This window comes from Thalassotalea sp. PS06 (assembly GCF_007197775.1).
Lineage (GTDB): Bacteria > Pseudomonadota > Gammaproteobacteria > Enterobacterales > Alteromonadaceae > Thalassotalea_A.
In genome coordinates this window covers 2,970,741-2,983,431 of sequence record NZ_CP041638.1, presented here as the reverse complement: position 1 = coordinate 2,983,431, position 12,691 = coordinate 2,970,741, and the positions used below count along the sequence as shown (strand labels likewise).

The window sequence follows — 12,691 nt, the reverse complement described above, 5'->3', positions numbered from 1 at the left end:
AACTCTCTTCAGGCTATTATTATAGCCAGATTCGTCGCCATGACGGCATATTAGCCATATTAATTTTTTATAAAAACGGTAAGTTTACTTAAAAATCCTTTAGTTGTCAGAAAAAAACTAAGTTTTTTGGATTAAATCTGTGATTATTTTTCGATATTTATTAGGTGAAGTCAGCCGCACGCAACTGGGCGTATTTTTGGTGTTGATGACCATCTTTATCAGTCAGAAGTTCGTGCGTGTACTGGGCGATGCCTCCGATGGTGGTATCCCTGGAGATATGGTGATGACATTCATCGGTCTTACCATTCCTCACCTGATTGGCATTATGCTGCCGCTAAGTCTGTTTTTGGGCATTTTGCTCGCTTATGGCCGCATCTATGCGGAGAATGAAATGACCGTGTTCCACGCCTGTGGCGTCAGTGAATGGTATGTGGTCAGAATAACCCTGGTAGCGGCTTTAGTAACGGCATTCATTACCGGTTTGTTTACTTTGTATCTATCGCCATTGGCGGCAGAAAGCGAATACCAGGTTAAAGAAAAACTTGCCAAAGATATCGGCATTTCGGCGCTCGTTCCCGGACGTTTTCAAAAAACCTCCAATGATAAAGCCGTGGTGTATGTGCGCGATATTGGTAAAGATAATCGCTTACAGCAGGTGTTTGTGGCGCAGCTTCCCGATGATGAAGCGGATCAAAGCAAGGATGATAAGGTTAGCCTGATATACGCAGCCAGTGGCCGGGTTATTGAAGAAGATACCGGTGAACAACGTCTGATGCTGGATTTAGGAAATCGTTATCAAAAAGATAAGCGAACTGGCGAATTCGAAACCGTCACCTTCGGTAAATATGAGATGCAGATTCAGGAACAAAAGGTTGAGCACAAGCGTCGTAAACTCACCGCGCTACCAACTCTTGAGTTGATGAAAGATAAGTCTGTGGAAGCAATTGCGGAAGTGCAATGGCGCTTCTCATTCCCGCTTTCAGTAATGATACTCACCTTGATAGCCGTGCCTTTAAGTGTGGTTAACCCGCGTCAGGGTAAGTTTGCTAAGATGTTCCCCGCACTGCTGTTATTCCTGTGTTATTTCCTATTGTTAACTAGCGGCCGAACTGCCATTGAAGATGGCATTCTGGCGCCTGAAGTTGGTTTGTGGCCAATACATATTATTGCCTTGTTCCTGGGCTGGACGTTATTACTGCGCAGCCGTAGTAGCGGTAAAAAAATAAAAGCAAAATTAAAGAGGCGCTAGGGCATGAGAATTCTCGATTTTTACATTGGCCGGGTGATCGCCTCCACCACTTTTATCACTCTCGCGGTACTGGTGAGTATTTCCGGCATCATTAAATTCGTGGAACAAATGCGTGCTGTCGGGCGGGGTAGCTACGATTTAGCCGATGCAGCCCTATATGCCCTGTATTCCGTCCCTCGAGATGTGGAAATCTTTTTCCCAATGGCAGCATTAATCGGCGGTCTGATTGGTTTAGGGATGCTGGCCAATAATTCTGAGCTGGTGGTGATGCAGGCCTCGGGTTTGTCAAAGCTACAAATCATAAAATCGGTGATGAAATCTGCTGCGTTGTTAATTCTGGTTTCGATGGCCATTGGTGAGTGGGTAGCACCAGAAGGTGAAAAAAACGCCCGTGAATTAAGAGCCCGGGCGATATCCAGTGGTAGTCTGATATCGGCAAAAAACGGAGTCTGGGCCAAAGATGGCGATCTCATTGTTCATGTCACTGAAGTTCAGGATACAATGAATTTAACAGGTATCGCCATTTATCGATTTGACGATCGATTTAAGATGTCGTTATGGAAGAATGCCGATAAAGCTACCTGGCAGGTTGATAAGAAAAAGTGGTTGTTAGAAGAGATAGAACAATCTCAGCTGACCAACAAAAAGATCACTACCTCACGCCAGGATTCTGAACTTTGGAAATCTTCGTTGACCCCAGATAAATTGCGGGTGGTAACGGTAAAACCCGAATCATTATCGGTTGCTGGCTTAGTCAGTTATCTAGACTACCTGGAACAAAATAAGCAGGAAACCAGTCGTTACCAATTAGCATTCTGGCGCAAATTAATGCAGCCGATAACCGTTGCGGTAATGTTGTTAGTTGCCCTGTCCTACATCTTTGGTCCGCTTCGCAGCGTGTCCATGGGGGCGCGGATCATGATGGGTATTGGTACTGGTATTAGCTATGATTTCCTGAACCGTATGTTTGGTTCGATGAGCCTGACTTTCCAGTTTCCGCCAATTATTGGCGCGATTCTGCCAAGCCTGTTGTTTGTGGCTATTGCTATCTACCTGTTGCAGCGAAAAGCGTAAGCGACGAAGTAGAAGGTTTTGGCCATGGATGGTCTATATGCCGAAAATGCAGGAGCAATTTTCGGTGGAAGAGTGCTCGTCAGATTCCGTCATAGCCTGCTCCGACAGGATATCAAGGCCAAAATCCTTACAATGCAAAGCTTCGGAGTTCGGGGAATATTGCGTTGTCGATAGACGCAAATCGGTTTTTTCATTAAACTCCCCAACAAGTTTTTATTGCAGAGCAATCCAACGTGGTAAACCAAACGGCAAACGACAATTCAGCAACTAATCAGGTTTCCTACATGAGCCAGTCAGGTCATCCCCGGGCAGGCTTTAGACGCCGTTTTGGTTCCTGGGTTTATGATGTGTTAATCGCCATTGCCGTGTACATGTGTGCCGGTGCTGTATCTTTTGGTATTTTTGGCGCATTGGTTTCCGCAGGAGTGATTGATAGCCAAGGGTATAGCCACCCAATCGATGTGCAGCAACATTCCCTGATTTGGTCGTTACTGATTTACCTTTGGAATCTTGGCTGGGTAAGCTTTTTCTTTATCTATTTCTGGGCCAGAAGCGGCCAGACCATTGGCATGCGCGCCTGGCGATTACGGGTACAAAACCGTGATGGTTCGCTAATCTCGAAAACCACGGGTATCAAGCGCCTGATATTTACCTTACTAGGCCTGGGTAATTTACTGGTCATTTTTGATCGCAAAAACAAGCTTGCCCTGCAAGACAGATACTCAGATACCGAAGTCGTGGTTTTGCCAACGGTTAAGTAATTACAGAACGGTTAAATACATGCGTCTTTCCGGTGTAGACCGGAATCTAAGTTTGATAACCGTCTTCAGTCGTATATTTCTTGCACAGACAAACCTAAAGGCAAAGAAAACACTTGCGAAGGTGTTATTCTTTCGTATAATGCCTCCCATCAACCAACGATGTTGATGCACGTGTTGCCGGAGTGGTGGAATTGGTAGACACGACGGATTCAAAATCCGTTGCCTTTGCGGGCGTGCCGGTTCAAGTCCGGCTTCCGGTACCATAATTAACCTGCTGATTTTTAGCAGGTTTTTTAGTTTTTGGGGTTTGAAAAATCGTTATTGCTGCATCTGATTAGCTAGTTAAGGGCACCAATTTGGGCACTTTGATTAGTCCTTGTTAATTAAGGTGGAGTTACAATGGCGACAATTCGGAAAATCCAAAACAAGTCTGGTATATCATACAAGGCGATAATCAAACTGCCGTTCGGCAAACAGAAATCTAAAAACTTCTCTCAGAAAAAGCTAGCTCAAGAGTGGGCGAAAAGGCTTGAACTCGATATTGAAAAAACTGAAGCATACTTATTGCAAGGTAATAAAATTCAACTTCAAGATTTAATAGTCGAATACCTTGAACAATGGGAAGGCAAGGATGCTTCAATGGTTCAGCGATTAGCTTTTTGGTCAAAGCATATAGGCACTAAACTACTGGTTGATATATCGACCCTACATATCCGAAACGGTCTGGATGTATTGTCTAAGACTAATGCATGTAAATATTCGGGATCTAATAAAACGAAAAAAACTGTATTCACAAGTAAGAAGCTAAGTCACTCCACAATAAACCGCTATAAGGCTGCCCTTTCGTCTGTTTTAAGTTACGGAGTGGACAAAGGCTATATCGATATTAATCCTTGTCACAGAATCAAATCATATAAAGCCTCCAAGCCTAGGTTGCGGTATTTAAATACTGAAGAAATTACTCGACTTTTGGCATCCTGCCAAGCGTCCGAATGGTCAAAGCTTTACCTGCTTGTCTTAATGGCGCTGACATCAGGAGCCAGAAAAGGAGAGCTTTTAGGTTTGAAGTGGTGTGATATCGACTATACACACAATTTTGCTTATCTTGAGAATACAAAAATAATGAGAGGCGAGTAATACCACTCTCTAAGCCCGTTGTGCAACTATTAAGTTGCAAACAAGGTCACCTTAGTGATCTGATATTTACATCAGATAAGAAAAAGCTCATATCGAGTAACATCGACAAATGTTGGTATAAAGCGTTAAGTGATGCAAAAATTACGAATTTTAGGTTTCATGATTTAAGACATACTGCCGCAAGTTATCTAGCAATGAATGGTGCTAGTTTGATAGAAATCGCTGACATTCTAGGCCATAAAAGCTTCGAAACGACTAAAAGATACGCTCACTTGAGTAGTTCTCATAAAACTAAACTCGTTAACAAAGTCTTTGGCGATGTCTATTAATTAATCGGTGGAGCAGGAAAGCAACCCAAACAAAGGTGCATTATCTGTGTGGCCTTTTTTGTGGTTACACAGTTACGCCCCATTCTTCTCAATATTTTTCAATATATTCGTTATAAGAAAAGTAAGACCTTGGTTCTAAATTCTCTAAACGAGGTGGTAAATGTTGATAAAATTCTTAAAAAATATCTTAAAGTGGTGCAAAGAGCTATGGGAACTATTAAAAGTCGTAGCTGATATTCACCCTAATACACCTACTTATTCATACAGCGAACCTGTAACCAAGAAAACGCAACGCCCAAATGTTCTACACAATTGGCAAAGTGGTGACCGCTCTACCGAGGTTGCACGCCATCGATATATCGAAGTGGATGGTTATGCTGAAAACTTTAGAATCGATCGCTTAGGACGTTACGACCTATTACAGATAGAGCGATTCTGTGAGAATTTAGTCTATATCAGCCCTGATGCAATAAATGACTTTATTGATGAAACCATCTATTACAAGCGCAGTATTATTGACGGCGAAGATGTGCTTTGGGTGCCGAAAGGTGATTGTATTGAGTGGGCTTATCACCAGTACCCAGCATTCGCTGACTTGTTGTAACTATGCGAATCTAATAGGTTGTGGTGATTTATAATTTTTGTCCTTATATTTGTTCTTGCATGATGTGCAACCCCAAAGGTTGCTACCCCCACCCTGTAATCGTATTAACTTTTCGTCATTGTCATAACATTGCTGGCAAAATGGACCATCTCTTTCGTCATTATTTTTGAGTACGAAATAATAAGGCTTCTCCCATATAACTGACTTCCTTGTATTTAATTTAGTAGTCAGCTTCGCTATCTCTTCGTCTTTACTTATTAAAATCTGCTGAACTTCTGCTAAGTCAATTTTGGTATCAGCTAGTGCACCGATTAAATCAGCCATTTGAAGTTTGATTTCCGCTTGCTCTAGCGATGCTCCACTATTCTTTATAATCTTCGCCAATTCTGTAGCACTCTTTAGGCTACCTAGCGCAGCTGCTAGTGATGTAATGTCCGCCAATTGTCACCTCATATAATCTCAATCACTTGATTAGCATACCCCTAAAGCAACTGTTTTGGAATTTGTTTTTCGCACTCTAACCCTCTAAAAATCAACGTTTTACCTGGAGTGATAGTGCATTCATCGTCGCCTTTTTTCGCATCACCTTAAAATAAATTTAGGAGGTGCCAATTAATGGACAAAAAGAAACGCAACAACATGATCCTAGCCCTAATAGTTATGGGCTATTCCCCTGCGACTGTGAGTGCATTCATGGCTTTAAACAAGTTAACTACTCGCGCAATACAAATTATCAAAAGGAAACATAAAAACGATGAAGATACAGTTTAGTGAAGACGAATTCACTTTCATCATGAATAAGTCTCAGCAAGAGAAAAAATCAGCAGTACGCGTTGTTCGCGATTGCATTAATGAAGTAATTAATCAAGAAACGAACCAAGAAGGATGTTCACATGGAAGCGACAAACAGTAATTTAACACCAGAACAATTCAGCACATTACCGCCGGCTTTTTTACAAGCGCAATTTGAAGCGTTTACCTCGTTACCTGAGGATACGCTAAAAACATTTTCGGGTGAGCAGCTATATCAGCTAGCGTACAGTGATATTCCGGCTACACAAAGTTCAGCCAAAGCAAGTCTATCCGACTTACGCACAACAAAGTCTGTATTGGAACGGTATATAGAAGACACTAAAGTCGGTATTAACATATCTTCCTACTCTAAAGGCGGTAAACCTTCGAATGTAGAAGAGGTTCTCGATGACTATATTGAGTGGTGCCAAAACAACGGTGTTAAAGGTGAGTATTACCGAACAGGTGTTGAAAATGCGCTTCGTAGTATTAAACGAAGTGTTTATAAAGAAGTGGTAAACGACACCTGGGGAAAGTTAAAAGGAGAGCCTGATGATGAACTAGTTAATCAGTTTTTTAGCGATTTGGGACTATCAAAAGCAGAGACGATAGCAATAAAGTGGTGGATGTCGGATACGAAGCGTCGGTTAAGTGACTTGGCTACGAAGATCGAGGTTGATGTTTCAGTACAGGTTCCTTATCCGGTTTTCTATGGCGGGCAAGGCGTTGGTAAGACGTTTATTTGTCGAGAGCTAAGAAAACCATTCGGTGAGCTAGGAGCTACTGACAAGGTATCGTCTTTGATGGATGAGTTTAACCAAAAGAAGTATGGCTTGATGCTTATATCTGACATGGATGACATCAGTAAAGTTGCCGAGCGAGATATGGCAAACCTTAAAAACTTTGCGACAACAGACATACTAAATCCGAGAAAAATGCGCAGTGAAGAACAGCACTTTATCAGAAAAATAACCACTATTATTTGCAGTAGCAATGACCCTATACATGAAGTGATACCTGATACTACAGGTGCGCGACGATTTTTCCAGATAGATGTACCTTCAAGCGGCTATGTCGAAGCAATAGGCAAAACCGATTTTGTAAAGCTTTGGCAATCGGTTGATATAAATTGGCAACCGAGTAAAGAAGAACGCTCTACATTAATAGAAAGCCAAAGTGAGCAGCGTAAACGAGATGTGGTCGAGGTCTGGTGGGATGAGATGTACGAGTACGGCCACTTCGGAAAAGATGTTAAAGCGGCGAACTTATTTGAGCAATTTGATACCTGGCGTGAACACTCTAAACACTTGCAATTAACCCACACAACATTTAGCAACAAAGTGGCTAAGTTTCTCAGTAACAAAATTGAAAAGAAGCGGAAGAATTCTGGCAATGTTTACAATCGGTTGACGCCAGAGCCAAGAATTAGGTCTGCAACAGTGAGGGACGTGGATGTGAATGTTGCTTCATTCGAAAACATAGACCACGGTGGTTACATAGTCTAAAGGGTGTATGGTGGTGTATGGTCATGTTTTAGACCCTACATCACTTTTACTAACTCGGCACTAGTGTTTTTGCAAAGGTGTATAGTGTGCATAGTCGAATGCCTTAAGTTGTTGTTCCATATAGGTTTTGCATTGCTGACTTTTAAAGTAACCCTACATCTATACACCATTCACTATTTCTCCAACGCATAGTTATCGTTTTCAAGTGTAGGGTTTAACTTGAACCCTACGCCAACTATGCACTTTTTATTATAACTCTACACCAGAAGGAGCAAAACTAATGGATATAGAGAAACTAATGGCAGAGTTTAATGAACCTGCTACGTTAACGATATTAAAGGCAGTATCACCAGCAGTACCAATGACTAAGATATTTACTAAAGATGGTACTAAGCCTTACCCAAATGCATACAAATTCGATGTTAAGCAGTTTGATATACCTAACATTGAAGAGTTAGCTAAAGCTTTAACTGATTTGCAACGTCAACCGCAAACTTGTGTCATTAGAGGTAAGCTAAAACAAGGTACTTCAGCAGAGCAAGTACAGCGCAAAGTAAGAGGCGATGAATCGCTTTTTACCGATGCTGCCAATAAGATAATTCACATTGATGTGGATGGCGTGGAAGCACCAGAAAGTATGGCTATTGAGCAGTGGCCTGAATATATAATTGAGAAACTGCCAACCCCTTTTCATAAAGCTAGTTACTTTTACCAATACAGTAGCTCAGTAGGCATGAAGCCAGGTATTCGGCTACACCTTTGGTTTATGTCGACAATGCCATTCGATAACAGTGAATTTAAGCGCTGGTATTCACATTTGCCTGACGAACAGCAGTTACTAATCGATGATGCGGTATTTAGACCTGTTCAGGTCAACTACATTCAGGCACCAATATTTGATGGTGTCGAGGACCCCTTAGCAGACTTAACGCGTTCAGGCTTAGTTACCAAGTCAGAGCAAACAGTAAGTCTTGTTATTCCGGAACAGCAACTGAAAATAAGACAACCACTAAATACTGAAGTACCAGAGGTGTTGCTTAGCAAAGGAAACCCAATGAACGCCTTTTATAAAAAAGAGTGGCAAATTGAGCATTCAGGCCGTTTACATATACCCATTCTAGCCGCCTGCTCAGCATACAAATGGGCATGCGAGGCTAAAGGTGTCGATGAAGATGTTGATTGGTGTGTGGATAGACTACGTGACGCGGTTAGCAGGTCATCGCATATCGACAAGGATGGTGTTTACTCAACTGATGATTACCTATATGCCCAGTTTGAAAGTGCTCAAATAGCGAAGACGTGAGGGCTGTAATATGGAACATGCACTTGTAAACAAAAAGTTGGTTCAAGCTAAGCCTGGGCAATATGGCACTTGCCCAGAGTGTGGTGGTGTGGTTTTACCTAAACGAAACCGAAATTCAACAAGCTATCACTGGTATCACAAAGAAGCAGGTGAGTGTACTCTGCCCCTGCCAGTAAAGCAAAGCGCCCTTCTTTGTCTGATAGCATTGCTATCAGGTCAGAAGAATCGCTTGTTAACTTTCCTATTTCCGGAAATAAAGACCATTATGTTAAAAACTCTGACTTTAAAAAGTATCAAACGCTGCAGAAATTGCTTAAATCTGGTAATGACATTGCCTTAATTTCTGACTGGTTTAAGGTGATGAGGGATTTGAAAATCCCACAAAAATCGATAGCAGGGAAGTGGGGGTATTTGAAAAGTAAGCTTATTCAAAAACATGGGAAAGATATAAGTTTGCTTAATAAGTACGATATTTTAGTTACTCAAAATGCTCCCTTGTAATCTACTGATTGTTGCCTATATTTTGGTGTGACTGTAAGGATCTGTTAGTGGGGACCCATTAGATTGTACAAGCGGTTAAGAGCCGCACCAACTACTAATGGAGAAACTTATGGATACACAAAAAATTTTAGGTATTGCTACCATTACAGCTGCAGCAGTTATAACACTGACTGTAATAATGGATTTCGATGATGTTGAGTTTGAATGCAGATGGTTTAAATACCGCGGCAGGAAGAAGCGAAAAGATACTTAATTAAAAGCAATCATGGGTCGTCATTATGTGGTGGCCCATTTTTTTGCTAACTCAGTTTGAAAAGTGATATCAATAAAGGTTACGTTTCAAAGGTTGGAACAGCTATATTTTATGGGCTGCAGTATATGTAACCATGTAACCCAATCAACTTTATATCACTGATAAAAAAGCCAAACGATGCTTCAAGTCGAAACATGGTTTGGCTTTACCCACCCCAATCCCTGTTTACTAAGGATTTTTTCAGCTACTTGGCGTACCGTTCACCTAGCCGTTGGCAAATCACATAGTACCGAAATGTATTATGCGACCTCATTGTTAAGATGAGGTGGCATTGCAAAGCTTACATTTAAATTTAGTTGTTGATTCCAACTATTAATGGGGGTTAACCCCTTACTGGCTTTGGGTTTCAATTGATTATCTATTATTCGCGGGTAAAGTCAAAAATATCTTCTGCTTGCATGCCTTCATGTAATAGCTTTTTTCTAACTGAATATTGAATTTCTTGCGCTGAAAATTCAAATGTCTCAGAAGGGTGAAGCTTATGAGCTCGCATGTCGTTTGCGAAAAGATCAATATTTTCGATTAGTTGATACCCTGTTAAGTTACGCATTAACCTGAATGTTAGCCAATTTGCATCTTCAAGATCACAATGAGCTAAATCATCTAACCGTATTGAATGTCGTTGCTCTTGTGGGTTGAAGCCTTTTCTATATTGTATTAGTAGATGAAATACGTCGTTATTTTGCAAAGCTACAAGCCGAGCAAGGGATATATGAGAGCTTCGTCTTTCAACGCTTACTGGGAGGCGGACAGTGTGTTTTAGAAAAACATCGCCATTTAGTTTTACGAAACGAATTCCGCCCTCATTGTCCATTGAAATAAGATTCTCAGATTGACGGCGTAATAGTTCACCAAACTCTTTACGAAAATAAGCCATTTGACGTTCAGTTGCTAAGGTTTTTCCTTGTTTCCAACGAGTCACCAGAGAAATCGATGTAGCCTTTAATCCTGCTTTTACTGCTATCTCAGCGTTTGTCATTCCACTCTCAGATGCGAGCTTAACAAGTCGTTTAGTATCTTTGCACTTGGGCCCTTCTGTTTTCTTATTCACTAGTTAATCCTTTAGCTGGTAGATAACGCATTATCTACCAGCTGCTACTTTTATTCATCCCCTAAATAGTCATCGTTATTGGGATTGTGGCAGTCAGCCCAATCGTCCATATCAGCATCATTATTTGGGTTGTTTATATCAGACCATACGTCTAACTCGTCTTGTGACATATCTGAAGTGTTCGGCATATTGCTCTCCTTACTTGTTACCTTTGTATAGCTTGTTGTTAGGGTTTAATTGGTTACTTCGGTTGTCTTGTGCTTTTTGATAAGCAGGGTTGGTACCTGGTGTTTTAGGGTTCGAGTTTTTTTGGTTTGCTTTGTGATTGTTGTTACTCATGACGTTCTCCTTTTGTTGCGTCAGAGTTATCTTAGGACGATAGGAAAATTGTCGGAAGTGATGAAACGGTGAATGTTTAGTGAAAAACAGTGAAAGTTAGTGATAGGAGTATATAAGCAACCAATTTATAGAAAGAAAGAAGAAATTGAGCAGTATTTAGCGGCGAATGACTAGGGTTGTAAACATTAATCATTATTCTTGTTATAAGTAACATGTATACAAAAAGCTTGCTTCGGCGAGCTTTTTTAATGCCTAAATTACTGGTCTACTAAGGGTATACCATACCCTTACCCCCCCTGCAGGTACATTTTAGTACCAAGCCACACCCTAACTTTACTAGTTCGATTTAATTACCCAAATCATACCAGGAGGATCGCTCATGGGGTTTATCCGTGCCTATTTGCGCGTCAGTACAGAGGAGCAAGACGTGTTAAGGGCTAAGAAAGAAATATTGGAGTTTGCGAATAGCTTTAATCAAACCATAGCTTCTTATTATTTCGAAAAGTTCACAGGGACAAGCCTGGAAAGGCCAGAACTAAACAGAATGCTTTCTGAAGTATTACCTGGTGACATCATATTGATTGAGTCAGTCGATCGAATTAGTCGTCTAAATAGTGATGATTGGCAGCAGCTCAAGCGAAGCATTCAAGCTAAAGGTGTATCTGTTGTATCACTGGATCTCCCCACGAGTCATGTCGCTCTGCGCCAACAAAATCAACACGATGAATTCGTTGGAGCTGTTCTCAAAGCGGTAAATAACATGCTGCTCGATATATTAGCAGCAACGGCTAGAAAAGATTATGACTTGCGTCGCAAGCGAACACTGGAAGGGATCGCCCGGGCAAAAGCTTCGGACCCAAGCAAGTACCAGGGCCGAAAAAGAAATAAGACTTTGTGGCTTTCAATAAAGAAGCTACTACAAACCTCGCACTCGTACACGCAGATTCAACAAATAACCGGCGCCAGCAGAATGACTATTGCTGCTGTTTCCAAAGAACTAAAACAGGAACTAAATCATGAAACAAGAAAGACCGATTAACTTTAAACAGATCGTAGATTTCGTCGCTGCAAACAATGAACGTTTTAGCGCTAAAGATTTACGGCAGCTTTATCGAGTTGATATTACCAAGTTTATTGTATTACTGGACGAAGCCATAGGTAATGCTGGCGTAGTACCTGCAGCAGTGATGCCTTTTTACAAAGAAGTTCAACAAATAAGTAAGTTAGTAGAACAACAGGAGAATCTTATGAAAAATAATGACCAATCTAACCGTAATAACGAAAATAACCAAGAAAGTAGCTACAACCAGAATCAAAAATCATTTCGTGAAAGCCTAATGGAAAGTGTCATCTCGATGTACAACCGTATAAAGTCGTTTATTGCTGGTCATATAGATAAGGTCAAAATTCTTGGAGCGACCGCTTTCGCACTAGGCGCGGCATATTTGACTAAAGCTAATGCTAGTCTTTTGGTCGCTTTAGCTGCTCTTAAAAGCGGAGGGATGTTCGCTACTTTTACGACGTATGGCAAAGTCGCAATTAATAAAGTCATGAGTGCAAAAGACGCAGTGATAGAACGAGGTAAACACTTCGTTTTATGGATTAAAGATATTTTCGCTCGTCGCATAACCGCATAATCAACATCGCCCGAAGGTTCGGCCACCCTTCGGATAATTCAGAGGTAAATATCATGCAAATACTCTCATGCATTAAACGTATGCTCGATTTCTTAT

The 12,691-nt window shown here is 41.2% G+C and carries 14 protein-coding genes, 1 tRNA gene and 1 pseudogene; 12 read left to right on the top strand and 4 right to left on the bottom strand.

The genetic code is table 11. The annotated features are described in order from the left end of the window. Positions 1-139 precede the first annotated feature (139 nt). From lptF to FNC98_RS13120, 6 genes and pseudogenes are all read left to right on the top strand, one after another. Positions 140-1,249 (top strand): LPS export ABC transporter permease LptF, encoded by a 1,110-nt coding sequence (gene lptF, locus FNC98_RS13150; protein ID WP_143581666.1) that lies wholly within the window; start codon positions 140-142, stop codon positions 1,247-1,249. Positions 1,250-1,252: 3 nt separating this feature from the next. After that, complete coding sequence (gene lptG / locus FNC98_RS13145; protein WP_143581665.1) at positions 1,253-2,323, top strand: LPS export ABC transporter permease LptG; 1,071 nt, start codon at positions 1,253-1,255, stop codon at positions 2,321-2,323. A 233-nt stretch (positions 2,324-2,556) separates the two neighbouring features. Further along, positions 2,557-3,084: an RDD family protein gene (locus FNC98_RS13140; protein ID WP_260680360.1), complete on the top strand. Its 528-nt coding sequence runs from the start codon at positions 2,557-2,559 to the stop codon at positions 3,082-3,084. A gap of 176 nt (positions 3,085-3,260) precedes the next feature. After that, positions 3,261-3,347 (top strand) — tRNA-Leu (locus FNC98_RS13135). Between the two features lie 136 nt (positions 3,348-3,483). Next, positions 3,484-4,550 (top strand): annotated as a pseudogene (locus tag FNC98_RS13130) (tyrosine-type recombinase/integrase). Positions 4,551-4,710: 160 nt separating this feature from the next. After that, entirely contained in the window at positions 4,711-5,154 is a 444-nt protein-coding gene (locus FNC98_RS13120) for a hypothetical protein (RefSeq protein ID WP_143581663.1), read from the top strand. Here the strand turns inward: FNC98_RS13120 and FNC98_RS13115 are convergent, their stop codons facing one another. Then, positions 5,155-5,595, bottom strand: a complete 441-nt coding sequence (locus FNC98_RS13115; RefSeq protein WP_143581662.1) for a hypothetical protein — start codon at positions 5,593-5,595, stop codon at positions 5,155-5,157. Between the two features lie 452 nt (positions 5,596-6,047). Here FNC98_RS13115 and FNC98_RS13110 point away from each other — a divergent pair, with 452 nt between their 5' ends. From FNC98_RS13110 to FNC98_RS16830, 4 genes are all read left to right on the top strand, one after another. Then, positions 6,048-7,451, top strand: coding sequence for a VapE domain-containing protein (locus tag FNC98_RS13110; RefSeq protein WP_143581661.1), 1,404 nt, complete (start codon positions 6,048-6,050; stop codon positions 7,449-7,451). 280 nt (positions 7,452-7,731) lie between these two features. Beyond that, positions 7,732-8,754, top strand: a complete 1,023-nt coding sequence (locus FNC98_RS13105) for a hypothetical protein (RefSeq protein WP_143581660.1) — start codon at positions 7,732-7,734, stop codon at positions 8,752-8,754. Between the two features lie 153 nt (positions 8,755-8,907). Further along, positions 8,908-9,255 (top strand): hypothetical protein, encoded by a 348-nt coding sequence (locus FNC98_RS13100; RefSeq protein ID WP_143581659.1) that lies wholly within the window; start codon positions 8,908-8,910, stop codon positions 9,253-9,255. Positions 9,256-9,364: 109 nt separating this feature from the next. Next, a complete protein-coding gene (locus FNC98_RS16830; protein WP_185967970.1) occupies positions 9,365-9,508 on the top strand; it encodes a hypothetical protein in 144 nt (47 codons plus the stop codon). A gap of 421 nt (positions 9,509-9,929) precedes the next feature. Here FNC98_RS16830 and FNC98_RS13095 read toward each other — a convergent pair whose 3' ends face one another. From FNC98_RS13095 to FNC98_RS13090, 3 genes are read right to left on the bottom strand one after another with little or no spacing between them, the layout of a single operon-like run. Beyond that, complete coding sequence (locus FNC98_RS13095) at positions 9,930-10,619, bottom strand: hypothetical protein (RefSeq protein ID WP_143581658.1); 690 nt, start codon at positions 10,617-10,619, stop codon at positions 9,930-9,932. Positions 10,620-10,669: 50 nt separating this feature from the next. Continuing rightward, positions 10,670-10,807, bottom strand: a complete 138-nt coding sequence (locus FNC98_RS16825) for a hypothetical protein (RefSeq protein WP_185967969.1) — start codon at positions 10,805-10,807, stop codon at positions 10,670-10,672. Between the two features lie 10 nt (positions 10,808-10,817). Continuing rightward, positions 10,818-10,958 carry an alpha-amylase gene (locus FNC98_RS13090; RefSeq protein ID WP_143581657.1) on the bottom strand — a complete coding sequence of 47 codons (141 nt, stop codon included), beginning with the start codon at positions 10,956-10,958 and terminating at the stop codon, positions 10,818-10,820. A 379-nt stretch (positions 10,959-11,337) separates the two neighbouring features. Here FNC98_RS13090 and FNC98_RS13085 point away from each other — a divergent pair, with 379 nt between their 5' ends. Together FNC98_RS13085 and FNC98_RS13080 are read left to right on the top strand one after the other, a co-directional pair. Next, a complete protein-coding gene (locus FNC98_RS13085) occupies positions 11,338-11,997 on the top strand; it encodes a recombinase family protein (protein WP_143581656.1) in 660 nt (219 codons plus the stop codon). Continuing rightward, on the top strand, positions 11,975-12,595 hold the full coding sequence (locus FNC98_RS13080) for a hypothetical protein (protein ID WP_143581655.1): 621 nt from the start codon (positions 11,975-11,977) through the stop codon (positions 12,593-12,595). The genes FNC98_RS13085 and FNC98_RS13080 overlap by 23 nt, the downstream gene beginning before the upstream one ends. Positions 12,596-12,691 lie beyond the last annotated feature (96 nt).